The 25944-nt window shown below is 45.4% G+C and carries 25 protein-coding genes; 11 read left to right on the top strand and 14 right to left on the bottom strand.

The window, feature by feature from the left end; translation table 11 throughout:
• Positions 1–7 precede the first annotated feature (7 nt).
• Both A596_RS15475 and A596_RS15470 read right to left on the bottom strand, forming a co-directional pair.
• Positions 8–1636 (bottom strand): NAD(P)/FAD-dependent oxidoreductase, encoded by a 1629-nt coding sequence (locus A596_RS15475; RefSeq protein WP_039916402.1) that lies wholly within the window; start codon positions 1634–1636, stop codon positions 8–10.
• Between the two features lie 105 nt (positions 1637–1741).
• Positions 1742–2671, bottom strand: a complete 930-nt coding sequence (locus tag A596_RS15470) for an NADP-dependent oxidoreductase (protein WP_039916401.1) — start codon at positions 2669–2671, stop codon at positions 1742–1744.
• A 209-nt stretch (positions 2672–2880) separates the two neighbouring features.
• Here A596_RS15470 and A596_RS15465 point away from each other — a divergent pair, with 209 nt between their 5' ends.
• Positions 2881–5382 (top strand): esterase-like activity of phytase family protein, encoded by a 2502-nt coding sequence (locus tag A596_RS15465; protein WP_084128427.1) that lies wholly within the window; start codon positions 2881–2883, stop codon positions 5380–5382.
• Between the two features lie 141 nt (positions 5383–5523).
• Positions 5524–6144: a 23S rRNA (uridine(2552)-2'-O)-methyltransferase RlmE gene (gene rlmE, locus A596_RS15460; protein WP_039916399.1), complete on the top strand. Its 621-nt coding sequence runs from the start codon at positions 5524–5526 to the stop codon at positions 6142–6144.
• A 382-nt stretch (positions 6145–6526) separates the two neighbouring features.
• On the opposite strand, the gene A596_RS15455 is transcribed toward rlmE, so the two are convergent.
• Positions 6527–6736 (bottom strand): hypothetical protein, encoded by a 210-nt coding sequence (locus A596_RS15455; protein WP_152600204.1) that lies wholly within the window; start codon positions 6734–6736, stop codon positions 6527–6529.
• A 637-nt stretch (positions 6737–7373) separates the two neighbouring features.
• On the opposite strand from A596_RS15455, the gene A596_RS15450 reads away from it, so the two are divergent.
• Positions 7374–7889: a DUF4142 domain-containing protein gene (locus A596_RS15450; protein ID WP_039916396.1), complete on the top strand. Its 516-nt coding sequence runs from the start codon at positions 7374–7376 to the stop codon at positions 7887–7889.
• A gap of 47 nt (positions 7890–7936) precedes the next feature.
• Here the strand turns inward: A596_RS15450 and A596_RS15445 are convergent, their stop codons facing one another.
• The 3 genes from A596_RS15445 to A596_RS15435 are packed head-to-tail and all read right to left on the bottom strand — an operon-like array spanning position 7937 to position 10156.
• A complete protein-coding gene (locus A596_RS15445; protein WP_039916395.1) occupies positions 7937–8251 on the bottom strand; it encodes a DUF3325 domain-containing protein in 315 nt (104 codons plus the stop codon).
• A gap of 1 nt (position 8252) precedes the next feature.
• Positions 8253–9845, bottom strand: a complete 1593-nt coding sequence (locus A596_RS15440; protein WP_052417573.1) for a PepSY-associated TM helix domain-containing protein — start codon at positions 9843–9845, stop codon at positions 8253–8255.
• Positions 9842–10156 carry a hypothetical protein gene (locus A596_RS15435; RefSeq protein WP_052417572.1) on the bottom strand — a complete coding sequence of 105 codons (315 nt, stop codon included), beginning with the start codon at positions 10154–10156 and terminating at the stop codon, positions 9842–9844. Before A596_RS15435 ends, A596_RS15440 begins: the two co-directional genes overlap by 4 nt.
• A gap of 698 nt (positions 10157–10854) precedes the next feature.
• On the opposite strand from A596_RS15435, the gene A596_RS15430 reads away from it, so the two are divergent.
• The 6 genes from A596_RS15430 to A596_RS15405 all read left to right on the top strand — a co-directional run bounded on the left by A596_RS15430 (position 10855) and on the right by A596_RS15405 (position 17769).
• On the top strand, positions 10855–11385 hold the full coding sequence (locus A596_RS15430; protein ID WP_052417571.1) for a Csu type fimbrial protein: 531 nt from the start codon (positions 10855–10857) through the stop codon (positions 11383–11385).
• Positions 11386–11417: 32 nt separating this feature from the next.
• Positions 11418–11951, top strand: a complete 534-nt coding sequence (locus A596_RS15425) for a Csu type fimbrial protein (RefSeq protein WP_052417570.1) — start codon at positions 11418–11420, stop codon at positions 11949–11951.
• Positions 11952–12084: 133 nt separating this feature from the next.
• A complete protein-coding gene (locus A596_RS15420; protein ID WP_039916394.1) occupies positions 12085–12837 on the top strand; it encodes a fimbrial biogenesis chaperone in 753 nt (250 codons plus the stop codon).
• Positions 12824–15118 carry a fimbria/pilus outer membrane usher protein gene (locus A596_RS15415; RefSeq protein ID WP_039916392.1) on the top strand — a complete coding sequence of 765 codons (2295 nt, stop codon included), beginning with the start codon at positions 12824–12826 and terminating at the stop codon, positions 15116–15118. Before A596_RS15420 ends, A596_RS15415 begins: the two co-directional genes overlap by 14 nt.
• A 2-nt stretch (positions 15119–15120) precedes the next feature.
• Positions 15121–16095: a Csu type fimbrial protein gene (locus A596_RS15410; protein WP_039916391.1), complete on the top strand. Its 975-nt coding sequence runs from the start codon at positions 15121–15123 to the stop codon at positions 16093–16095.
• Positions 16096–16233: 138 nt separating this feature from the next.
• Complete coding sequence (locus A596_RS15405) at positions 16234–17769, top strand: hypothetical protein (RefSeq protein WP_039916390.1); 1536 nt, start codon at positions 16234–16236, stop codon at positions 17767–17769.
• Between the two features lie 31 nt (positions 17770–17800).
• Here the strand turns inward: A596_RS15405 and A596_RS22215 are convergent, their stop codons facing one another.
• The 3 genes from A596_RS22215 to A596_RS15390 form a co-directional block, all read right to left on the bottom strand.
• A complete protein-coding gene (locus tag A596_RS22215) occupies positions 17801–18124 on the bottom strand; it encodes an antibiotic biosynthesis monooxygenase family protein (RefSeq protein WP_052417569.1) in 324 nt (107 codons plus the stop codon).
• A gap of 96 nt (positions 18125–18220) precedes the next feature.
• Positions 18221–19030 (bottom strand): polysaccharide deacetylase family protein, encoded by an 810-nt coding sequence (locus tag A596_RS15395; RefSeq protein WP_039916389.1) that lies wholly within the window; start codon positions 19028–19030, stop codon positions 18221–18223.
• An 86-nt stretch (positions 19031–19116) separates the two neighbouring features.
• Positions 19117–19488, bottom strand: a complete 372-nt coding sequence (locus A596_RS15390) for a hypothetical protein (RefSeq protein ID WP_039916388.1) — start codon at positions 19486–19488, stop codon at positions 19117–19119.
• A 447-nt stretch (positions 19489–19935) separates the two neighbouring features.
• Between A596_RS15390 and A596_RS15385 the strand changes: the two genes are divergently transcribed.
• Complete coding sequence (locus A596_RS15385; RefSeq protein ID WP_039916387.1) at positions 19936–20265, top strand: hypothetical protein; 330 nt, start codon at positions 19936–19938, stop codon at positions 20263–20265.
• Between the two features lie 9 nt (positions 20266–20274).
• Here the strand turns inward: A596_RS15385 and A596_RS15380 are convergent, their stop codons facing one another.
• The 5 genes from A596_RS15380 to A596_RS15360 all read right to left on the bottom strand — a co-directional run bounded on the left by A596_RS15380 (position 20275) and on the right by A596_RS15360 (position 24374).
• The gene (locus A596_RS15380; protein ID WP_039916386.1) at positions 20275–21600 is read right to left on the bottom strand and encodes an MATE family efflux transporter; all 1326 of its coding nucleotides are present in this window, start codon (positions 21598–21600) and stop codon (positions 20275–20277) included.
• Positions 21601–21616: 16 nt separating this feature from the next.
• A complete protein-coding gene (locus A596_RS15375) occupies positions 21617–22027 on the bottom strand; it encodes an ExbD/TolR family protein (protein WP_039916385.1) in 411 nt (136 codons plus the stop codon).
• Between the two features lie 3 nt (positions 22028–22030).
• Entirely contained in the window at positions 22031–22747 is a 717-nt protein-coding gene (locus A596_RS15370; protein WP_039916384.1) for a MotA/TolQ/ExbB proton channel family protein, read from the bottom strand.
• A 62-nt stretch (positions 22748–22809) separates the two neighbouring features.
• A complete protein-coding gene (locus A596_RS15365) occupies positions 22810–23499 on the bottom strand; it encodes an energy transducer TonB (RefSeq protein ID WP_235425749.1) in 690 nt (229 codons plus the stop codon).
• 71 nt (positions 23500–23570) lie between these two features.
• Entirely contained in the window at positions 23571–24374 is an 804-nt protein-coding gene (locus tag A596_RS15360; RefSeq protein WP_039916383.1) for a PEP-CTERM/exosortase system-associated acyltransferase, read from the bottom strand.
• A 240-nt stretch (positions 24375–24614) separates the two neighbouring features.
• On the opposite strand from A596_RS15360, the gene A596_RS15355 reads away from it, so the two are divergent.
• A complete protein-coding gene (locus A596_RS15355; RefSeq protein WP_039916382.1) occupies positions 24615–25898 on the top strand; it encodes a hemolysin family protein in 1284 nt (427 codons plus the stop codon).
• Positions 25899–25944 lie beyond the last annotated feature (46 nt).

Genomic DNA, 25944 nt, shown 5'->3' with positions numbered 1-25944 from the left:
GTATTGATCATGTATTTGTGGCGATTAGGTCTGCCAGCATCGCTTTAGCGACCGCCTCGGCAACTTTAATGCCATCAACTCCGGCAGAGAGGATGCCGCCCGCATAGCCCGCGCCTTCACCCGCCGGGTAGAGCCCACGCGTATTCAGGCTTTGTAATGATTCATGATCTCGTGTGATTCGCACTGGTGACGACGTGCGGGTTTCAATACCGGTGAGAATGGCATCGTTGCGATCAAACCCACGAATTTGTTTACCAAATTCCGGCAGCGCTTCGCGAATCGCCTCGATTACATAATCTGGTAATGATGGGGCCAAATCTCCGAGCAGTACGCCGGGTTTGTAAGAAGGTTCAACTTCACCAAATTCAGTTGAAGGCTTGCCGCGAATAAAATCACCGACTAACTGACCGGGTGCGCAGTAATCTTTGCCACCTAATATGTAGGCTTGCGATTCCAGTTTTTCTTGTAATTCCACACCCGCGAGAGGGCCGCCGGGGAAATCCTCTTCCGGGTTAATTCCTACTACTATGCCCGCGTTTGCATTGCGTTCATTGCGCGAATATTGGCTCATACCATTTGTTACAACACGTTCAGGTTCTGACGTGGCCGCAACCACCGTACCACCGGGACACATGCAAAAACTGTAAACTGCGCGGCCATTTTTTGCGTGATAAACCAGTTTATAATCTGCCGCGCCGAGTTCAGGGTGGCCTGCGTACTTCCCGAGCCGTGCGTGATCAATAAGGGATTGCGGATGTTCAATACGAAAGCCAACCGCAAATGGTTTTGCTTCGATATAGACACCGCGTTCATGCAATTTACGAAAGGTATCGCGCGAGCTATGACCGAGGGCAAGCACCACATAGCGGCTGCGTAATTCCTGTCCATCCGCCAGGGTAACGCCCTGGATGCGATCATTTTCGATAATAAAATCAGCCACTTTATTTTCAAAACGTACTTCACCACCGAGGGTTTTAATTTCTTCACGCATAGCTGCGACAACACCGGTTAACCGGAACGTCCCTATGTGCGGTTTACTCACATACATAATTTCTTCCGGCGCACCGGCACGCACAAATTCGTGCATGACTTTGCGGCCATAGAATTTTGGATCTTTAATCTGGCTATACAATTTCCCGTCGGAAAATAAACCTGCGCCGCCTTCGCCAAATTGCACGTTGGATTCCGGTGTTAATACTTTATTGCGCCACAGCGCCCAGGTATCTTTGGTGCGGCGACGAACATCTTTACCGCGCTCCAGCACAATGGGTTTGAAACCCATTTGCGCGAGTGAGAGTGCTGCAAATAAACCGCAAGGACCAAAGCCAATGACTAATGGTCGCTCGGTTAAATTTTCCGGTGCCTGTGCAACAGGGTAGTAATTAGTGTCGGGTGCGGGGCGAATATTTTTATCATCAGCAAAACGACTGAGGATTTTTTCTTCATTATTTGCTTGCAAATCGATGATATAAACAAACGTGATTTCGCTATTTTTTTTACGCGCATCGTAACTGCGTTTAAAAACAGTGAAATTGAGCAGGTCGGTATCTTTGATTTTAAGGCGTTTGACGATGGCATTACGCAAGTCGTCAGCGGGATGATCCAGCGGCAGCTGGAGTTCGTTAATACGGATCATAAAAGCTCCTGGCCAGTGACTTTCCGGCAAAGGGATGAATAACCTGCACATTTTACGCGGGTTTATGCCATCCAGCCAAGATCAAAAAGTTAGTGCAATAATTGATTACCGGTTATCCACTGCTATTTGCAACACGATCTTCCCACGCGTGCGCCGGGTTTCCGATAGATCCAGGGCCTGTTTAATCTCACTTAGGGGTAACACGGTGGCGATATGCGGAATTAATTGATTGTTATCCACTAACGCACTGATTGCTGCCAAATCTTCCGGATCGGATTTGCAGAATACGCGTGCAAGGCGATCGCCATACGTATTGCGCTGCTCCTCCGTGGGAAATTCGACGGCGGTGACAAAATAGCCGCCGGTTTTTAATGTTTTAAACGCATGTTGATAAGTTTCACCGCCCACCGTATCAAACACCACATCAACGTTATGCACAACTGTTGCGAAATCCTGGCGAGTGTAATCGACGAATTCATCAACACCGAGCTGCTTAACAAAGTTTCCATTATGACCAGACGCTGTACCAATCACATAGGCTCCTTTGGCTTTGGCAAGTTGGACGGCCAGTGAACCTACCCCACCGGATGCGCCAGTAATTAAAATTCGCTGTCCGCTAGTGAGCTTTGCCAAATCAAACATGGCTTGCCACGCAGTTAATGCGGCGAGTGGTATTGCGGCAGCGTGAATGAAATCCAATCGTTGTGGTTTGTGTGCTACCTCATCCTCACGGGCGATTGCATATTCCGCAAAACCGCCAGTGCGAATTTTTCCATAAACGGCATCACCAATAGTAAAGCGGGTTACCTCATCGCCCAGCTTTTCAATTGTCCCTGCGATTTCACTGCCGAGTGCAATAGGCAGTGTTAATCCAAAACGTGTGCCGGCCCCACTGCGAATTCTCCAATCGACGGGATTAACTCCCGCCGTTTTTACTTTTACTAAAACCTCGCGTGCGCCCGGTTGTGGAATTATTGCATCCACTAAATGTATTACATCGTTGTTGCCATATTCATTGATAACGACAGCTTTCATTGTTTTCTCCTGCGATGGCGCGATGAAGTAATTTTTATCGGGTGTGTGCCTTGTGAAGCGAAGAATAGTAGCTCCTGAAAACGGACTCAACGAAATTTCGTCATCCTATTGTCATTAAAGCTTCATAAATCAGCCATGATCCCGTCATAAATCGCCACCATGCTTGCGGGCCAATGTCTTCTTAATCAACCTTTTTGAAGGATAAGCCTATGCAATTTACAAAAAAAATATTGTCGCTGATGTTTGTGGCTTCATTGCCATTATTAATGACCGCCTGTGGTGGTGACGATGGCAAAAATGGCACTAACGGTACGAATGGTACTAACGGCAGCAACGGCACAAACGGAAGTAACGGTGCAAAAAGTTTGATTAGCCAAACTGTGCTGGCAGCGGGCAATGCACAATGTTTTAAAGGCGGCTTAAAAATTGAAAGCGGTGTTGATGCCAATAATGACAACACCTTACAAGCAACTGAAGTTTCGCAAACGACTTATCAATGCGATAAAAGTGTTATCAACACGCAACTGAATTTTAATCGCGTGGCTACCCTGCAAAGTTGCATGCAGGTTAATGCTACCTGTAATACCAACGATGAAACGGCCGCAGAAATTGTTGCTGCCAGCACTGATGGTATGACTCTGGTTTATACCGATGCATTGAAAAAACAGATTGGTTTTGTGGATATTGTGAATCCATCTCAACCAAAACCAACCGGTGTATTGGCGATGGGCGGCGAGCCAACATCGATAGCTGTTAAAGGTCCCAACGCATTGGTTGCGGTAAATACTTCTGCAGACTATGTCAACGTATCGGGCAAATTGACGATTGTTGATATCGCGACTAAAACAGTTGTTCACACGATTAACCTCGGCGGCCAACCGGATTCTGTTGCCGTTAGTCCCGATGGAAAATACGCGCTCGTTGTTATTGAAAATGAGCGCGATGAAACCTTGAATGGCGGTGTGCCACCACAATTGCCAGCAGGCAAACTGGTGATTGTCGACCTGACTGCCGCTGCACCTGCTGGCTGGACTACTCGCGATGTGGACTTAACCGGTATTGCAGCACTTTATCCATCAGATCCGGAACCGGAATTTGTTGATATTAATTCTGATAACATCGCCGTAGTAACACTGCAAGAAAATAATCACATTGCATTGGTTAACCTTGTGACTGGCACTATCGTTCGTCACTTCAGTGCTGGCAGTGTAGATCTGGTCAACGTCGATTTGACTGATGATCGCCCTGCGGTAATAAAACCTGTTGAAGTTCAAAAGGCGCGTTTGCGTGAGCCTGATGGTGTGTCCTGGATTAACAACGAATATTTCGCTACCGCCAACGAAGGTGATTTAAACGGTGGTACTCGTGGCTTCAGCATTTTCAATTCCCAAGGCGAAGTGGTATGGGATTCCGGTTGCGAATTGGATGATTTGGCTATTCGTTTTGGCCACTACCAGGATCGTCGTTCCGATGCGAAAGGTAATGAACCAGAAAATATTGAATTGGGAATTTTCGGCAAAGAGCGCTTCCTGTTTGTAAATTCCGAACGCTCCAGCCTGGTATTTGTGTATGACCTGGCTGATCCGAAAAAACCGGTATTCAAACAAGTGCTGCCAGCGAGTGCGGCACCGGAAGGTGGTTTGGCAATTCCATCGCGTAATTTGTTAGCTGTTGCGTCTGAAAGTGATTTACGTAATGTCGCTATTCGCGCGGGTATAAATTTGTATTCCTACAACACGCAAGCGCAACAATATCCAACGGTTCAATCCGTCAATCGACCGGATGGAAATCCAATTCCATGGAGCGCATTGTCAGCGTTATCGGCGGATGTAAACAACCCTAAAACCTTGTATTCGATTGAAGATAGTTTCTTCGGCCAGAATCGTATTTTTACTCTGGATGTAAGTACTAAACCGGCATTGGTTGTTAGCGAAACCAAAATTTGGGATAGCAAAAATGTTTTTGCAACGTCCGGAATTAATGCAGGCTTGCCAAGTTTCTCCAATGCGGAATTGGCGGCGATGATTAATGCGGATAAATCCGTGAACCTTGATCCTGAAGGTTTGGCGCAAGCATCTGACGGCGGCTTCTGGATTGCATCTGAAGGTTCGGGGGCAGCGGCAGATGCAAAATCCAGCAACCTGATTTTCAAAACTGACGCGTATGGTGTTATTCAATCTGTGATTGGTTTGCCTGCAAGTGTCAATGCATTGCAAACCAACAATGGTTTTGAAGGCATCGCGGAATACAATAATAGTTTGTATCTCGCTTTCCAGCGCGCCTGGGGTACTGAAGCCAATCCGCGTATTGGTATTTACGATCTGGCGAGCAAAACCTGGAAGTTTGTGTTCTATCCATTGGATGCATACAGCTCGCAATACGCCGGGGGCTGGGTAGGTTTGTCTGAAATTACATCAATTGGCAATGGCGAATTTATGGTGCTGGAGCGCGATAACCGCGGTGGTCCGGATGCAGCGATCAAACGTCTCTACAAAATTAATTTACAGACTGTTGCAGGCGGCGAAACTATTACCAAAACCCTGATCAAAGACATCAAACCAGTATTGGGTTCTACCACAGGTACCTTGCTGGAAAAAGTTGAGGGCACTGCGCTCATGTCAAATGGCGATGTTTACATCGTGACTGATAATGACGGTGTCAATGATCACAGTGGTGAAACTCAACTGATCAATCTGGGTAAATTGTTCTAATTAATAATTGTGTGCGCGCATTTTTGTGTGCGGAATACGACGGGGGAGCTTCGGCTCCCTTTTTTTATTGGTGCCGTTTTTGTCTTATAGCGATTAAACCTTTACAATATTTGGGTTTTCCGCATTCACATTGAGTTACCCATGGCCAGATCCAAAAGCAGCAACCGTTGGTTAGACGAACACGTCAACGATCCTTATGTTAAAAAAGCCCAGGTTGATGGCTATCGCGCGCGCGCGGCTTATAAGTTGATCGAGCTGAATGACAAGGACAAACTGATTCGCCCCGGTGCGCTGGTAGTTGATCTGGGTTCTGCGCCGGGAAGTTGGTCGCAAATTGCCGGGCGTTTAGTTGGTGTGAAGGGGCGGGTTGTTGCTTCGGATATTTTGCCGATGGATTCACTGGAGCATGTAGATTTTATCCAGGGCGATTTCACCGAAGAATCCGTATTCAACCAAATTATGGAAAAACTTGGCGAACGCAAAGCCGACGTAGTTATTTCCGATATGGCTCCGAATATCAGCGGTATCGATGCGGTTGATCAATCTTCATCGATTTATCTTGTTGAACTCGCGTTAGATATGGCGCGCCGCGTGTTAAAACCCAACGGTGATTTCGTCGCAAAAGTGTTCCAGGGAGAAGGCAGTGACGATTACATCAAAGATGTAAAATCCTCGTTTGAAAAAGTCATGATCCGCAAACCCAACGCATCGCGTCCGCGCTCACGCGAGGTTTATGTTGTTGCCAAAGGTTTTAAAGAATAATTAAAAATGTTAAGCCCTATAACCCGGGAGCGGATAATTTCAGTACTTTTTCAATTCCCCATCTTTTGTAGGCATTATATTGAATAGTATTTTCGATATATGTCAGTCTTATTTTCTGTAAAAAGTAAATCGGCTGGATTATTTTGCAGCTAAATTGATTGAATATGAAAATTTATTGGCGCGAAGGGAAGATATCTGGAATGGAAAGAACAAGAATAAATAAGAAAGAAAAATTCACAACAAAACATCAGGATTGAATGCACCAGCACATTGAGTGTAAAAGCAGGAGTTTGCGTCGAGGCAGATTCGCAGTCTACGAAAAAGCGTCTTATAAGTACTGCTGTCAATCACACCCAATGTGTTGGTGCACTCAATTTATCGCTTATGCAGCAGAGCGATTTCCATAAATGTTTTGTTGGAATGAAATACTTTCATCCAGTGCTTCGTACCAGCCGTCCCACCATTCAATAAGATGTTTTTTGCGCTCTTCTGCGGTGGCGTTTTTTATCCAGCAAGAAAATCCTGCGTCCAGGCTTGGTGCATTAATGCCAACAGTTTTGGCCCACTTTCCTAATTCTTTTGGTGTCATCATTGGATACCTTCTCTATTCCCGTGTTGATGGAAAATTTAATTTGTTGTCTGTCCTTAAGCAATCGATATGCCATGTTTTTAAAATCATATTTTTGCGTATTTATTAGCAACATAAATGTGACTTTCTTGGGATAAAAAGCAGGTTTGGTAACAGTGGAAATACCGGATTTTCTGTGTTGCACCTTATATAAAGGCGACAGAATCTTTATGGATAGTGATGCGGAAGGCGTGTTGTGAGTAACCGGTAGTTTTTAAATAAGGGAGGTAATAACCCCCAAATCAATCCCAAAATTAGCAATTGCGTTGTAAAAAGTATCTCGCGCCAGTTATAACCATTCCGTAGGGTAGGGAGATAATTAGATATTTATTGTTTGATGGATCAGCCTATCTACCTGACAAATAGCGTTAACCGTGGTTAAAACAGCATTTTTATTTCCTTAAGTACAATTTTGCCTCAAATTGCCCATAAAATATGATTAAAATTGCGCCAATATGGCGTGAAACTAATCTACAATGAGTTTGTAAACCCATTCATGTGTTGTCTTGAATGATACTTTTTACCTATTAATCGCGAGGGACTAAAGGATCGTTGTTTGTTGCTAAGTAGCCGGAGGCACTTGCTTTTTGAGCTTATTTCGATGCGTTATTTAAAGGTGTTGTTAGGGACTTTATTAGTTTTGATCGTGTTTGTTCCATTTGCTAACGCTCATACTGAAAAAGACCTGGATGCCCAATCTTTTATTGATATTGCAATACGTACTACGATTCTGGAAATTAAAACTGCAAAGCTGGCGTTGGTGAAGTCGAATTCAACCGAAGTTAAAGCCTACGCAGCACGGATGTTGAATGAACAACAAATGGTATTGGATAGTTTGAAAAATCTTGCCCGGGTAACTCAAATTACCCCCGTTAATGGTGCAGTATTGGATGATAAACAATTGCTCGCGGGCGGTGTTGCGCCCTGGCTGGAAGGCGAAAAATTTAACCAGGCGTATAGCAAGCGTCGATTGGAAGAACGTAAGAAACTGGTTGCGTTGTTGCAACAGGGCTTGAGGTCGAGTGACGTCAATGTCCGTAATTATGCAAAAGGTGCTTTACCCGTTTCATTACAACAACTTTATCTTGCCCAGCAGTTACCGGCAGGTAATTCATAAGTTTTTCGCCTGTAACCTGTTCGCAAGTGTTGCGAATACATTTGATATTAAAGTGTTAAACCCGCAGCGATGAACAGCACAGTTGTCGCAGGAACCCAACGCGCTGCATAGTTGAGTAAAAGTGCCAACACAAAAATAGCAGCGCTGAATATACCGGCTAAAACGGCCAGGCCAGTGCCAACCCCTTGTTGTTTCATACACAAGGCAGCGGTGATTACTAATAATAGCCAGCCGCTGCTTGCGAGTATTTTAGTACCTGTGGGGGGCAATTTTCGCTCCGGGAAAATCTGTGCGCCGTGGCGGTTCATTGCGATGCTGAACAATACGCAGGTGCAATATGCCAATGCAAAATTGATTAACATGTCAGTAAGCCTCGTTAACCTGGTTTTTCTTGTGGCGCACAGGCGTGGTTGCTTCCTGTTTTACGCGTTGTTGCAATCTGCTTGCGGCAAATGCAAACAGCAGGCCTACTGCAATAAATGTTAAATCCATACCTGCAAAAATCCAGTCGCTTTCTTTGATGCTATTTATTAAATGGCGATCTGTTGTCAGCGCATTTACAACAGGCAATAAGCAATAAATCGCCGCAGCCAGCCAGAGTAATTCATGCCAGCCTTTTTGAATGGGGCGCAGTAGCGGGCTGAGCAAACACATCAGCCACACAATAAACATGGAATGTATTTCCCACTGCGCACGATTTTCCAGATCGACAGGTAATAAACGATTCGCCCAGAAATAAGCAGCAACCGCAATGGGTAAACCGACAATCGTACCGAGGTTTAAACTTTCTACCAGGCGATAGCCAAAATCGGGACCATCGACTTTTTTCAATTGCGCGGGACGACGTTTAACCGACCAGAGAATCATGCCGGTTGCGATCATTGCTGTGCCCAGTAAACCGGAGAAAAAATACAACCAGCGCAAACCAATGTTGGCAAACAAGCCCTCATGTAAACCTAAAAAAGTATCGTATACCGTGTGCGGTACAGTGGTGGATGCTGATTTGCTATTGAGTAATTCGCCGGTCACTCCATTAAATACTAATTCCGGGCTTGAGCGCAGCGGCGAATCCATTTGGCGCGCGATAATTACTCGCGCATTGCTATCACCGGGGTGATTAATTTCCAGGTAGCGCACCTGGCCTTTTCCCCATTGCGCTTCCGCAATAGTAAACATCGCGCTCAGTTCGGCCAGATTGGCAGGTGTGCCGCTCGCATCAAGCGTGTCGGTTTCCGCAAAAAATTCATCGAAAAAAGTTTCCTGTGCCTCTCTACCAAAACCATAAGTGCCGGCAATGATTAATGACATATAAGTAGTCAGGAAAAATATCAAGCCGCTATAGGTAATCATGAAGTGAAATGGCAGGGCACTTACACTGAGCAGATTGTGCATATCCAGCCAGGAGCGCTGACCTTTTTGGCTGCGGAACGTAAAAATATCTTTAAAGATTTTTTTATGGATCACCACACCGGTAATAATCGCTATCAACATAAACATGCTGCAAATTCCCACAACCCAATAAGAAATATTGGCAGGAATGTAGTGCAGCGAATAATGCATGCGATATAAGGTTTGCCCTCCACCGGTAGCGCGACCGCTTAACAGCTCACCGGTTTTTGCATCCAGTGATTCATTGCCGCGCGCGCCGGGTTTGCCATCTGCCTGCTCTGGCATTTGCCAGAAAATACGTAAATTCGGTGTGTCGCGATTACCGGGCGGGCTGATAAACCAGCGCTCGGCGCCTTGGGCTTTTTCATCAAGGCGTTGTTTGGCTACCGAAATGGATTGCTCAATATTGGCAGTTTCCGCGGGGACTTCCGGTTTCATCCAGCGATCGATTTCAGTATCAAAATAACCGAGTGTTCCGGTGAGGAAAACGAAATACAAAATCCAGCCGACGCTTAAACCGCCCCAGGTGTGCAGCCATGACATGGATTGGCGAAAACCATTTTTCATGGTGTCACTCCCATCAGTTTTAACAAGGTAATCAGCGCCGTAAAAATAATGGCGGGAATCCAGATGCCCGCTAGCGCTTTGCGAAACGAGCGTTGGGAAAAAATCCACATGGCTGCACCCGCGTAAATTGCAAAGCTGGATAGCATAGCGGTAGTGACTGCATCGCTTTTGCCCATAGGCAATGCATAAGCCAGCAATATGCCGCTGGTGATTGTGAGTAAATAACCGCCAAAAATGGCAGTAATTACCCGGAATGTGATTTCCCAGCGGTAGCGGGTATCCGTAGAAAGGTTTTTTATTGTTCGCAGCATGATCTGTTTGGTCTTAACGAGGTTACTGGCGACATCTTACATGAAATAGACTTTCAAATGTAAATTAATCTTATTTGAGTGTTGGCGTCGATAGGGTTCATAGTAGCAATTGCCCATCCCCTCTTAAGGTCCAGTGCCAGTCTTAAGGGCCAATGCATCATTAGCAGGGGGCGCAATCTGGCCCGGGTTTGCTAATGGCCAGTTTCGCTGCGGTTTTTGCCAGGCGCGGTAGAACAGTGTTATGCCGGCAATTACAACGGCCACATCCGGCAGTAATAGCCAAGGGGCTTTGAACGTGAATGCAGGCTAATGGTAATCGCCTGGTTCTCTCATTGCGTATTAATTGTCGCGTAAATTTAAGAAGCTTATTTAAGGCGGCGCTTGGATTTTTTGTTTTATGAAAGGCTACATAGGAAGAAAGGATTTGTTTTTTTATTGATGAAAAATTTTAAGAAAATTTATTAATAGAATAATTTTTTTTAAAATTTACTGAATATTCACATTTTAAAATCAGGTTATAAAATTTCGTTATTCATTTTTAAATCCTATCTTGGATTTTGTATAAGCCATGGCAGGCAAAAAATCAATTGTTGTGTAATATCCATGTAATAGCGTTTATTTTTATAGCGACTATGATTATTTCAGGAATTATTTATTGGGTGGAGTGGCGTTCTCATTGGATGTGTGAGGAGTAAAAAATGAAATACCGTTCTTTATTTTTCTGCGTAATTTTTTCAGTTGCATCTCCTGTAACTTACAGTGCAACAGTTAACGGAACTTTAGGTGTCACTGCAGTTGTAGGCGTGGGTTGCTCTGTATCCAGCTCAAGTGTCACAGCCGGTGTTGTTAATTTTGGTTCACTGAATTTCGGTAATCTGGCCACGATAAATGCTTCGAATGTTGATGCACAAACAACAGGGGGCGGTAGTGGCAGCATTGTGATGAATTGTTCAACGGGTACTCCTTTTACAATTTCTTTTGACAACGGCCAACACTTTACCGGCGGCTCGCGCGCTATGGTTAATTCAACAGATCCCGCCGTTTTACTTTCCTATACGCTTTATCAAAATGCTGCACGTACAATTCCGTGGACGACAGCCAGCCCATTATCTACAACCGCAACCGGCGCGACGGATACTTTTAATGTATACGGACGTATTCCCGGTGGCCAAAGTGGCATCACGTCAGGCACTTATAACGACACTGTCCAGGTGGTCGTTAGCTGGTAGCTGGTGACGTTACAGTCAGTGGATGGAACTGCATGAACTCAAATTTGGCAAAAAATATTTCCCTTTTGCTATTGATGATTGTGCTGCCGGTATGGGCTGCTAATGATCAAACTAAAACATCATCTGCCACCTTAATTCGTATCGAGGTGGTGAATGGTTGTTTATTAAATAACACCAGCACTAATGGTTTGAGTTTGGGGGCACTCAACTTTGGCAATATTTACGCAACTACCGCACCGCTTAATGCAAATACTGCGACGGGTAGCGGCAGTATTCAATTGCGTTGTACGCCGGGCACTACTGCCAAAATTACTATTGGTGCAGGTTTGTATGGTACTGGTGTGAATGATCGCAAGATGCGTTTGGGAGTAGGAACCAGCACATTAAATTATCAGCTATATACCTCTGCCGCGCGCTCCACTGTGTGGGATGACGTTACCGGAGTTTCCATATTGTTGAGCGATGACACAACAAGAACATTTCCCGTGTATGGCCGCATTCCGGTGCAAGCAACACCGGCCAATGGCAATTACAGTGATCAGGTTTTAGTGACTCTCAGTTATTAGATTAATTGGCAACATCTGGTAAATGTGTCCATTAGTTCGAATCTGATCCGGGGCAGATTTTCTTAACGCTGTTGTATAAAGAGCCCCGGAAAATATACCAAAGCAAATTACCTGCAACCGATGGATTGATGTTATGCGTCGTTTGAAAATTGGATGGTTATTGTTAGTTTTTATTCCTGTTCATCTTGATGCTGCAAGCCTTGCTGTGTGGCCAATTAATCCCCGTATTGATGCACCTGCCTCTACCACCATGGTGTGGGTAAAAAATAATGATGTGGATGAAGAAATGGTATTGCAGGCCAGGGTGTTAACCTGGCGCCAACAAGATAATAAAGATCACTATGAGGCACAAAATGATCTGGTTGTCAGTCCGCCATTGGTCACGGTAAAGCCGGGTATGCAACAAGTATTTCGTGTAGTGAATCGTAAAGGAGCAGTAACAGCACTTCCACAAGAACTTAGTTATCGATTAATTATTGATGAAATTCCAGTGGCAACGAAACAGGATGGTTCCGTATTAAATTTCCAGATGCGCTATTCCCTACCGTTATTTGTAGGTGTTCCAATTGATTACGAAAATAAAAATTTCATTGATCGCCAAAATGCAATGGCAGAAGAATTGCGCTATCGATTGATTGAAGCACCACAAAAATCTATCGAAATAAGTAATAGCGGTAAAGCAAATGCCCGGTTGAGTAAAGTCAAAATTTTGCACACTAATAGTGCCGAGCCGACGCTCATCAGCGAAGGGTTGCTGGGTTATGTTTTAGTGGGTTCCAGTCGGCAGTGGCCTCTGGATCAAAAACAATGGGATGCACTGAAAAATCCCGATATACGAATTGTGTTTGAAGCGGAGCGACAGGAGTTGGAAATTGCCCCGCACTGACGTACGTTATCTTTGGTATTTATCCAGTGTGATTTTTTTATTGGCTGCATCGGTTTTTGCAGAGAATGTGCTGTATCTGGAAGTTGTTATCAATGGAAGGAATACCAGCAGTGTACTTGCCGTTGTGCAAAAAGATAATGATTGGGAAATACAGTCTTCTGAATTGCAGGCATTGGGGATCAAAATGGATTTTCCGCACGGCGAACGTTTCTTGTTGAGCGAATTCCCGGGGGCGAGTGGTATTTATGATGAAACCACACAGCGCCTGTTATTGACGTTGCCCGGCAGTGCATTACCCATGCAAACCAAGGCTGGTATGGGTACGTTAAAACCAGTGGGCGATGCACGCCGTGATAAGGGTGCCTTTCTCAATTACGATTTATTAATAATTGATGACAATACTGCTGGTAGCCAGGGCTCTTTATGGCACGAGCTTTATTGGTTCAGCCCGAATTTTTTTGCCGTCAATCGCGCCATTATGCGGGGTGGTGATGCTGTTGAAAACGCGCCATCCTATCTGCGTTTTGAAAGTTATTATCAGCGTGATCATGATGCGGGGTTGTGGGGGCTCACGTTGGGCGATGTCATTAATGCGACCCCCAACTGGGGTAGTAGTATTCGTATGGGTGGTATTCGTATTGCGCGTGATTATGAATTGGACCCCAATTTAATTACTTATCCGCTGCCAGAATTTTTTGGGGAATCTGCATTGCCAGGCAGTGTGGATTTGCTGATTAATGATCAACTGCGTTGGCGTGATGAAATCAATCCTGGTCCCTTTTCCATTAATACGCTGCCTTTTCTATCCGGTGCCGGTGTTGCCGAAGTTATTACTACTGATGTGCAGGGCCAGCAGGCGCGACAAAAAATAAATTTTTATATCACTAGCGAAATTTTATCACCCGGCTTACTGGATTATGATTTTACCCTGGGTGTACGTAGAAAAGATTTTGGTTTCTCATCGGATAAGTACGCCAATAACCCGGTTGTCAGTACCAGCATACGTTATGGTGCAACATCGATCTTCACTCCACAATTGTTGTTTCAGGCAGGCGAACATTTGCGGATGGGGGGCGCTGGTTTTTCACTGCTTGCGGGTAATTTGGGGGTGTTTGAAATTTCACATGCTGCCAGTGATTATTTTGATGAGCAGGGATATCAACAATCGTATGCGTACACATACAGCCAGCAGCGTTTTGGGATTAGTAGTCGCTATCTGCAACGCCATGGCACATATCGTGATTTAGGTAACCTGGATCAAAAGGTGTTGCGAGATTCGCAGTTACAAGCGGCCTTATCTTTTTATGATCGAATGCTCGGCTCTTTGAATCTGGGATATGTGCGTGTCAGCGATAAATTAGAGCGCAACGAATTCGCGACCTTGTCATGGAATCGTTATTTTGAATCCGGGTTAACAATTTTCACTAATATCAACCGGCAACTGCAGGGTGAAAAAGATACTTTTGTCAGTATTGCACTGAGTATTCCATTGGGGCGTACCGGGCAAGCCAGTATTGGTGCACAACGCGATGCAGATAATTCATGGCGCAATCAATTTCAGGCCATGAGTAACGCAGACTATTCCGGTGGTTTGGGCTGGCGTGTCGGGGGGGATGATTCGCCAGAGAAAAATGCGTATGCCGCCGTAGATTGGCGTAGCAAAAAATATGAAATGACCGCAAGTGTATTGCGCAATGGTGAAAATCGACAAACGTCTGGCGGGCTTACCGGTGCTCTAATCATGATGGATGATGCAGTGTATGCCAGCCGTTTTGTGGTGGATGCATTTGCGATAATTGATGTTGGGCAGGAGGGGGTCCCGGTCATGATTGGCAATCAATTGGTGGGTAATACTGATCAACACGGGAAATTATTAATTCCGGATTTATCCAGCCACCTGGAAAACCGCGTTGCAATTGATCCCGGCGGTTTGCCGGCGAATGCGGCCATTGAAGCAATTGAACAAATGATTGTGCCTAAACGTAAAGGCGGCGTTCACGTGAAATTTCCTGTGCGGCTTTTATCGTCGGTATTGATTGATGCTTATGATATTAATCAGCAGCCATTGCCGGTGGGGACAGTATTGGGCGCGGATATTACCGAGCGTGAATTTATCGTCGGGTGGAGTGGTGAGGTATATATCGAGCAATTATCAGAGCCAATGCGTTTGTACTGGGAAGAGGGCGATTGCGTGTTAACAATAAATCCACCCCAAAACACGCAAGAATCCTTACCGCGACTGGGAAAAATTATTTGCGAGCCGGTGGCTGGGGTGAATTAATAATGAAAAAAGGGAAACTATTTTTTTTGTTGGCAGTAATAAATATATTTTTTTCCAAACCCGTGTTAGCCGTTTGCAATGCAAGCGCGACAACAACGCCCGCGACTATTAATTACGGCAGCAATGCCAGCCAGGATGTACCCTCTGGTGGAATTTCACCCAATGGAAGCGCAGTTGATGCGCAATTTTCTGTTACCTGTTCAGTTGCATTGACATTGCAACTGCTTAGCCTCTCCAGTTGGTTGCGGTATACCGCACAACAACCATTAACCATGAGCAATGGCACTGACACTATTACCTACACACTGGGTAGCAACAATACCTATACACCGGGAATTACGACGCAAGGCCAAAGTGTGGGAGGTCCTACGGGATTTAACTTGCTGGCGTTGGCGATATTGACCAGTGGGCGAATCGACATTCCGCTCCATGTGAAAACCAATGCAACGACCCTCTGGCCGAGCGCAGGAACTTACACTGGAACCCAGACCCTGGCTGTGGATGGCAACATTTGCACTGGTGTCAGTGTCGCCGTTGTGTGTTTGGGGTACACACCCGTTAGCTCGACAGTCACTGTAGGGATGACGATGGTAGTGAGTAAAAGTTGTGAATTTATTAGCACTCCCACCCTGGTTGATTTTGGAACTGTCAGTTTTATAGAGAATGCTAGTACCAGTACACAACTGAGTGTAAGTATTCGTTGTACCAACCAGGAAGATTATTTGTTTTATGCAGACACAGGCAATAATTATTCGGGCGGAACTCGCCGTTTAAAATCGGTGGCGGGGCAGACCATTGCGTATGGGATTTTTCAGCCTGGTTCCAGCACCCAGGTTCTGAGTGTGACCAATCCATTGAACCGTATGGGAACCGGCATGAACGAGACAATAAATTTACCCGTCAGGATAACGACGGGGCAAGCGACACCAGTGGCCGGCGTTTATACTGATAATGTACGTATGGTGATTGAATATTGACGCTGCTTTTCATTTCAATCCTTTTTCCTTTGCGTCCTTTTGCACTTCTATGCTTTTGCATTACATCTTTTTACATTCAAACGACTAAATTTTTAGGTGTGGTTGCCGATAACAAATTCAGTGAAATGGAGAATTGTTATGCAAGTCACTGCGCCCTCTGTGTTTTTACCAACGAATACACCAGTAGCACCGACCAATAAGATCACGGAATTAAACGTTACAAACACCCCGCCTGTTGTGGTTGATACTACTACCGATAAAGTCAGTATCCAGCAATTCCGTGAACCACCAGTTACTTATGACTATACCCCGGTAGTTTTAAGCGGCTTGCGTGATAGCAAGCCTAAAGGCCAGGCTGCATCGGCTATTTCACAAAATTTATTAAGTTCATTGAACTCGTACGGTTCGGGAAAATCCCCATTAAGCATCAGCGGTATGTTGAATCAGGTTGGCTCCCTAAGTCGCGAAACGACAGAATTTCGTAATGAAGCCCGTCGGGTGCAAGTCTCCCGGGAGGTTGCGGTAAAAAGTCCATCACCAAATTTTGGTGTAAATACCACATCTGATAATCAATCCGCGCACCTGTCAATTAAAACCAAAGACGGCGACACAATTAACATCGAAATAAATCATCGCAAAATCGGGATGGATGGTTCGAGCCTGGAGTTTTCCTTTTCGGTGGATGGTTCACTTTCAGAGGCGGAACAAAAAGCACTGGGTGAGTTGGCCGAAAAATTAGGGCAAATGGGCGATGAATTTTTTCGTTCAGGTACAGCTGAATTGCGTAATCTGAAAGGCATTGATACCAGTGTAATCAGTGGATTCAATTTCACTTTGATGCGGCCCAATGAAAAAGGCGATTTTGTAGAACAAAGCTATGAGTTTAGTGTTGATGACACTAACCAGACACAAACTTTACGTGCGAGTGATGTGCGTGGTTATTCGGTAGATATCACCACCAACCTGGGCACGTTGGTAGAAACCAGCACCGCTGAAGCAAGCATACTGGAGCCTTACCTGGAATTAATTCGCCAGGCGACAGATGATGCCAGGACAGATAATAGATCGCGGCGGTTTATGCTGGATGCGTTTGAATCCATGTTTGAACAATTTATTACTGTCCAACCATCAAAAACATCTGACAGCGCGACAGAAACCACCCTAGCTGCATTCGATTCCGGCTTGCCGGATTTTACCGTTAGTATTCGTTCGAAAGTTGTTCACAATCGTGAATTTTATTCGCAGGCTTCGTCTCTGGTCTTAACCTTCTCACAAGAGACACGTATTGAATCCGATGCGGATGCGACATTGGTGAAGCAGGAATCACGTTATGAATTAACAAATAACCGGTTTGAGGGCATTTTTGATCTGGAAAATCCGAATATCACCAATCCCAATTATCGCTACATTACCGAGCATCGTGAGGGAAATGTCAGCCGTATGCTGTCGATGAAAGATGATAAGGTGAATAATTTGCTAGTAGAGCAAAATGTAAGTAGTGAAAAGGAAGTCAGTAAATTCAGTAACTATAAGCTGGTAGATAAAGACACTGATGAATATGCCGATCGCAAGCTGCAACAGTTCGCTGAAGTATTATCTACATTAAATAAAAACAAACAATTTTCAGCAGTTAACGAATTGCTTGATGATAGCAAAGATAATTTTTTTATTTGATATATAAAGTATGGCGATAATATTGCGGCCTTTAAGCGTTGTTATATTGAGTGTTGCTGAGTAAATCTACCTCAGTCATTAATTTGTAAAGCAGTGTTGGTTTCCCTTCCTTTAAGGTCGCGCGCATCCTGTCCCTGATTTGTAGTAGATGTGCCGGCCATGCGCCGGATTTTTCGTACACTTCATTATTTGGCCATTGCGCATAGGCGATGTAAGAACCATGTTCAGACTTATGCAGTCTGGAGCCGAGGCTGCCAAAATTTTCGTAGATGGCTTTGGTGCATTCAGTCCAGGCACTCACAAATTCTTGTTCTTTTCCATCAATAACATCAAATTCCAATACCACGGATAACATTGGGAGCATCCTTTTATCATTGTTTAATAAATATATTTCATAAAACAAACCCGGCCAAAGCCGGGTTTATTCAAACCATCGGATACGGACAGGAATTTATTTTTTCGCCTGCTGTTCCTTCACATATTTCATAATATTTATAAAAGTGTCCGTCCAATAAATATCTTTGTTATCGGCAAGATATTTCAACAGTTCTTCATGGGCTTCTTTGGAGGTTACCAGATGGTCGCCACCAATGCCGTGAAAGGTGAAGTTAGCCATGGTGCCTTTTGCGGCGGCTTCTTTGACTACGGCAATTAATTGCGCACCGGTGACATTAGACGGGAAGTCCACCCCTACGCGGTAGGGGTCCAGGGTTTTCATATCAGGTGTTACGCCGCCGCCGATTGCTTTGATCGCCACGAACTCGCTTTTTAATCCATCTACATAATTAGCGCCACCTGCATTTAAATCAATACAGGGAGGTGTATACGTACGTTCGGTTTTCCCATCCACTGCATGCAAAAAAGAATTGGCAACTTTAACTTGATCCTGCATTTGGGCAACGCTGACTTTATCCAGATCGCGATCTGCCGAAACCCATTCCCGCCCCGGGCCACTTTTTGCGCATTGATGGAAAATACTGTGATTACCCAATTCATGGCCCGCTTTGGCAACTTTGCGCCAATCTTCCAGGCGGGTATTCAGGGTAGGGCTGACCACATTCAGATAAAAAGTACCTTTCAGGTGGTATTTGTTCAGCGCTGGAATGGCGATATCCAGCTGGCTATCCAGGGCATCGTCATAGGCCAGGTTTACGGCTGCCTTGGCGCCGTTGGGCCATTTAAAGCCGGCATCGGCCGCATACACCTGGGTGCCCATGCCTAGTACCAGGCCAATAGTCAGGGAAAGGGATTTGAACTTCATAGTGGTTAACTCGAGTGGAGGTTATTGTCAGTTTATTTTTGTTCTCAGGATACTAGTCAACCGTGCCAATCCCGGCCAGTGCCTTTTCAAAAATTAAATAAACTCTTTTCAGTATGGCCAATAAGCTCTCCACCACAGTACATGCATTTTTTATGGTTAACAGCGTTCTGCATTTTGCATTTGATACAGGTGAGCCTGGTTTCTTCGCGGGTTTTGCGCGCGTGCACAACCTCCTGAATACTGGCTGCCAGATCTTCATTGGTTAGTTTTGTGCGTTTATTCAGTAGCGACCACAGTGCCTCAGTCACCAGTGATAAATTGGCGAGCTTATCTTCCAGTTTACGGATCCGGTCACCGTTATCGTCGGTCTCATTTTGAGTCTCACGCAATAGCTTGCGGGTTTCCATATCGAGGGTGGGGAGTTCAAAATTACCCGCACCAGAAAAATTATCATTCATCGTTATAGTTCCTGTTTAAAAACCGGGAAGACTATAACGGTTGCCAGTTAGATCGGGAAGTGGTCAGGAGCACTGAGTATGAGGAATGAGACACATATGGATATTACACTAACCAGATACACCAACAGCCAGGATACAGTGTCAGAATCTATTAATAAATGAAGTCGATCATGCAAATGCAATTGATAGAAAACACGCGATAAAAACTTCATGATTCCCTCCTTGTTAATTTCACTACTCCACCCATTCAGGTTTGATACAGATAACGGGAGCTAAGGTTTTTTTACAGGTTCAGTGTATGGCCGGATTATTTTTTTTGTTGTATCGGTTGGCACAGAATTTGTGTGAAAAATTCACACCCAAATGAGTGTTACCCCATTGGCGTAACAGGTAATTGGGCTACACTCAAAAGTGAGGGTGAAACTGGTAACCATACTGAGGTGTTTTATGTATTTGAAACAATTGGTTGAGCATTGGGAAAACCACGCAAATGGAAACCTGACTAAAGAATCCTACCAAGTACGGCTGACTGTAGAGGATGCAGCAAAACTTGATGCACTTGCAGAAATGTATCCCAAACGTTCCAGGGAACAAATTATTAGCGAATTAATATCCGCATCTTTAGGGCAACTAGAGGCCAGCTTTCCTTACATTCAAGGTACCAAAGTCGTTGAGACTGATGAACTTGGCGATGCAATTTATGAGGATATCGGACCAACACCGCGTTACTTGTCGTTGGCCAAAAAATATTTGGCACAGCACAAAGCTGCTAGTTAAAGACAATGCTCAGGTGATATTGCGGCGTAGTTCCGGAAGATAAATACCGAGCGCAATTGCCCGGGCAATGACATAAATTACAAAGGCTATCCAAAGTCCATGGTTATTGCCTTCGGGTATTAATAGCACGGCGCTGGCAACAAAAATTATCAATGCATAAAATGATGCATTGCGCATGGCGCGACTATAGGTCGCGCCAATAAATATGCCGTCTAATTGAAAAGCTACAAATGATGCCAGCACATAAATTGCTGCGTAGGGTAAAAAGTTTTTAGCTTCGGCCTGTATGTCTGTGACAGATGTCAGCGCTGCAACACCAGTAACGCCACCAAGCAAAATAATAAGCATTAAAAGCACTGCAGTACCTGCTGCAATCTGTGTAGAAATTGCAACTACCTTGTCAAAGAAATCGCGATTGCGTGCTCCTTTTGCTTTTCCCACCAATGATTCCACTGCGAAAGCAAAACCATCCAGAAAAAATGCCGAGAAGGAAATAAATTGCAGCAATATATGATTAGCGGCGAGTGTAGTATCACCAAAGCGAGCACCCTGATTCGCAAAAAATGCAAACCCGGCTAACAGAAATAAGGTTCGCAACATGATATCGATATTGGTATTGAGCGTATTGCAAATCGCCGTGCGATTCAGCAGCCGCTTCCATTGCCAGAAATGTTCATTTTTTGGATGTAAATGTTTTAGCACCACTATTAAACCGGCGCATGCGCAACTCCATTCAGCAATCAATGTGCCCCATGCGATACCACGCACACCCCAATCAAATCCGGTGACAAATAAAACATCGAGCAATAAATTTATCGCATTCAAAAACAATTGCAGCCATAACAGCTGGCGGGTTTTCCCCAAGCCGATAAGTGTGCCCATAATTGCATAGCTGGCAAGGGTGGCGGGTGCGGCCCAAATGCGAATATCCCAATAGGTTTTTACCTGCGTTTCTACTGTTTCACTGCCATCCAGCAACCAGAGTGCGCCATGAATAATTGGATATTGCGCAATAATTAATAGCAGGCCAATTCCACTGCCGAGTAAAAATGCGCGACCAAATGCAGCGCGCACTTCAGTGTAATCACCGGCACCGAAAGCCTGGGCGGTAAAACCGGTGGTGCCCATACGTAAAAAGCCGAAGGCCCAGTACACAAAATTAAATACCAGTGAGCCCAATGCAATAGCGCCGAGCGCACTCGCATCACCTGTATGGCCAATCACTGCGGTATCAACCAATCCCAGAAGTGGTGCTGCCATATTGGCGAGGATAATGGGAGCCGCCAAATGTATTATGTAGCTGTGAGTGATAGCTGGATGCGGATGATTGTTCATAAATAAAAAACCCGGCTTAACTGCCGGGTTCTGTTACAAATCCTAATTTTAAAATTCCCGACCGCTGCACAGCAGCCATGGTTTTGATCACATGCTCATAGGGTACCGCTTTGTCACCACGGATATGTACTTCAGGTTGCGGTTGTTTACTGGATTCGAGATTCAAACGTGCTTCCAATTCTTCAAAGGTGATTTGACCTTCGTTCCAGAAAATATTGCCTTCAGCATTTACGGAAAGATTGATGGTTTCCGGTTTTATTTCGTTCGGGGTGTTATCTATGCGCGGCAAATCGATTTTTACCGAATGTGTTAACACCGGAACAGTGATGATAAAAATAATCAGCAGTACCAACATAACGTCCACAAGGGGCGTCATGTTAATTTCACTGATGTCGGCTTCTTCTTCGAGTCCACCACCAAAGGCCATGGTTTATACCTCTTTGCGCGGAGTCAATTTGGTAATGGCGCCTTTATTTTGCATAGGGCGACCGGTAATGAAATAAGCGTGTAACTGGTGTGCAAAGCGATTGAGTTTATTAAGTACACCTTTATTCGCACGATTGAGTGCGTTGTAACCCAATACCGCAGGAATGGCTACTGCCAAACCAAACGCAGTCATAATCAATGCTTCACCGACCGGGCCTGCCACCTTATCAATACTCGCCTGACCGCTCACACCAATACCTACCAGCGCATGGTAAATACCCCAGACAGTACCGAATAATCCTACGAACGGGGCGGTTGAACCAACTGATGCCAGGATTGCGAGGCCGCGTTGCAAGCGTTCGGCGCTTTCATCTATCGATGCGCGCAGGCACGCAGTCATCCATTCGGCTAATGGCAGGTGACCGTGCAAATCAGTTTTATGGTTAGTATGGTGATCCAGCGCCGCCTGGCCTTCTTCAGCCAGATGCCGGAATGGTGTATTGCGATCATCACCCAGTGTGCGCAAACCTTCAGCGTAACTCTGCGCATGCCAGAAATCATTCAGGCCTTGCGCGGGCTTGCGCAAACGCCATAAGCCCCAGGCGCGAATCACAATTACCCACCAACTGGCGATGGACATGATCAACAAAATAATCGCAACACTTTTAATCAGAAAATCGCCTTGTGACCAAATAGAAGCGATACCGTATGGTGAATCCATAACAACCTCGTTGTTTTTCAATAAGTTTTCAATGAGTAACGTCGTAGTCCGGTGTTAGCTGTTTATCGTTGACGAAAGCCAAACTCAAACGGAATTTCATACCAGTAATCTATTGCTATGCCTGCCTGGCTCGCTGGAATAAATTTCCATTTTTTGATCGCATTAATGGCCGCATCATCCAGGCGTTTGTAACCACTCGAACTCTTCATTTTCACTTCGCCAACAGTGCCGTTGGCCTTTACCAGAATTTCCAGCACCACAGTGCCTTTTTCGCCCAAACGCCTGGAGAGATTAGGGTAAGCAGGCGCCGGATTATTTAACTGGCTGGCATCCGCATTCGGTGGTAATACTGGCGCCGGTGTCGGTTCCGCTTCCTTGGCCGGTTGAATTGGTTGCTCTACCGGTTGTGGTGGTGGAGGCTCCGGTGCTTTTACCGCTCGTTCCGATGGTGGTGCTTTAGGCGGCGGTTTGGGAGTTGGTTTGGGCTCCGGTTTTGGTTCCGGTGGTAGTGGAGGTGGCGGCTCTGGTGGTGGTGGCGCCTCTTGCGGTGCCGCAATCAATACTCCCTGAATCGTTGGTTGCACGATAATGTCGGGTTTGGGAGCGGCGGGTGCCAGAACCATTGCTGCCAATAAACTGGCATGAATACCGATCACCAGTAATAAGGCATTTAATGAGGCGTGTTTGGATTGCATTGCGGCAGTTATGATTCGAATAGCGTGAAATTGGATGCCAATGATAATTCTTCTCATTAGCAAACGCAATAAAAATGCCTGTTTATCCCCATTGTTATAATTTAACGATAATCGCCGTGCCGCTGTGGCTATGGATTAAATAACGCCGTTTGAACAATTGCCAATAGCTTGCGATAACCGTCCGAGAGTTCTGCTTTTATAGTGCGCGAATCGATATAGAAGGGGGCACGTTGACCGTGATAATCGATACAGGGACCAATGGGTTGGAAGTGGATGCCAACAAAATTCAGGCTCCGCGCAAGGCGTGGTTCCATCATGACAAACGTATGGAATCGGCGTGTCTTATATGTCATTGCAATCGCTGCCATATATAAGCTGATCGCGATGTAAGGAAAAAAGCGCAGTTCCTGCACCGAAAAGGTAGATTCATTGATTGCCCCGGTTGCCACGCCCGCAAACTGGTCAGTTTGGCGTTTGCGAAATGCCGCAGGCACGGCGAGGCGCGAAATCTCACAGATTTGGCGTGGTAAAAAGTTTCGGGGATGCAATTCCGGATGAGTTAGCGCGGTGCGGCAAAACTTTTGTAGCGGCAATAGCTCGTTGTCATTGTTGGTAGTTATCAGGCGCAAGGTACCCGCGAGTTGTTGGGAGCCCAAATGGCGAATGCAGCAATGGATTGCTCGCGCATCAAATTCATCACATTCAATATGATCCGGTTTTTCATCCTCGAAATGTAACTCCTCGCAATAAACCTGATGGCGTAAACCATAGACTTCTTGTTTGTGCTCATTGGTGAGGGCAATTTGTGGTTGCAGGTATTGGGCAAAGTGCTTGCTTATTGCCAGGGCCTCATCGCTGGCAAGGCTGGATCGCCCTGCCGGTGAGCTGGCAATTTTCCGGGGTTCAGGCATAAATAGCGGGTCTGCTTTCATAAAGTCCTTTCGTCCTTTGCAATTTGTTTCCGAAGTAATGTTATGGTGGCTTGAGGGCGCAATTGACGGCTCAGTCCACCTGTAAATTTTAGAACCCGGGACAAAAAATCGGCAGGATTAAATACTTCTATGAAAAAAAGCGGTTATTAAGATTACCAAAGCTTAACCTTGCCAGGTCTTTGCGTACGCGGTTGGAGTGGTATACTCAGGCCCCCTTATTGATGAAGTCCACAGGAATTCATGGAAATTTTTATATTGTTGGGTCTGATTTTGCTCAATGGCTTATTTGCCATGTCGGAAATCGCCATTGTTACTGCTAAAAAGTCCCGCCTCCAAATTCTTGCTGACAAAGGCAGCAAATCGGCGCAAATAGCGCTCAAGCTGGCTGAAGATCCCACCCAATTCCTGTCCACTGTGCAAATTGGCATCACTTCCATTGGCATCATGAATGGTATTTTTGGTGAATCCATTTTGGCCGAGCCATTTGCACTCTGGCTGCAAACGTTTGGTGTGCCCACCCACTTTAGCGATAACTTCGCCACGATTCTGGTGGTTGTGGTAGTGACTTACTTATCTATTGTTGTGGGGGAATTGGTGCCCAAGCGTATCGGGCAGTTAAGTGCCGAGCGCATCGCATGTACAGTGGCCAAGCCGATGCAACTGCTGGCGGTATGCACCAAACCATTTGTACATTTGCTTTCTACTTCTACGCGCACCTTGATGCGTTTATTGGGATTTCATCACAATCAAAACCAACAAGTTACAGAAGAAGATATTCACGCAATCCTCGATGAAGGTTCCAGCTCTGGCATTCTCGAAGAGCAGGAACATACCATGGTGAAAAACGTGTTGCGTCTCGAAGATCGCAACATCGTGTCATTGATGGTTCCGCGTTCGGATATGATTTATCTGGATACCGCACTTTCTACCGAAGAAAACTATCTTCGTGTTATGCAATCGCCGCATTCGCGTTTTCCGGTGTGCACTAAACAAAATGACAATTTGATTGGTGTTATTAACGCAAAAGAATTATTGGCAGCAGCTATTCGTGGCGATAATGTGAACCTTGCCGAACTGGCCAAACCTTGCCAGGCGGTTCCTGAAACCTTGACTGCCATGGAGCTGTTGGATTTCTTCCGTCGCTCGCGCACGCAAATGGTATTTGTGGTAGATGAGTACGGTGAATTGCGCGGCCTGGTTACCTTGCAAGATTTGCTGGAAGCATTAACTGGCGAATTTATCGGTGAAGAAGGTGAGGATGCTTACATCGTGCGCCGTGATGATGGTTCTTTGCTGCTGGATGGCATGCTGTCAATTGTCGATTTTAAAGATCGTTTGCACATTGATGGTTTACCGGAAGAGGGCAGTTATCAAACCCTTAATGGATTAATGATGCTGGTGATGGGCCGTGTACCGGCTACTGGCGATAAAATCCAATTGCAAGGTTGGGAGTTTGAAATTGTCGATATGGATGGTCGCCGTGTTGATAAAGTATTAGCCACGAACTTGACTGACGAAGAATAAAAGTGCGCGCGCGCTGAATCCATCAACGCTAAAACTGCATCAAAGC

Origin of the sequence: Cellvibrio mixtus subsp. mixtus J3-8 (assembly GCF_000766945.1) — a bacterium.
Classification (GTDB): domain Bacteria; phylum Pseudomonadota; class Gammaproteobacteria; order Pseudomonadales; family Cellvibrionaceae; genus Cellvibrio; species Cellvibrio mixtus_A.
The sequence above is the reverse complement of the archived record's forward strand: the minus strand, read 5'-3'. Positions and strand labels throughout refer to the sequence as shown.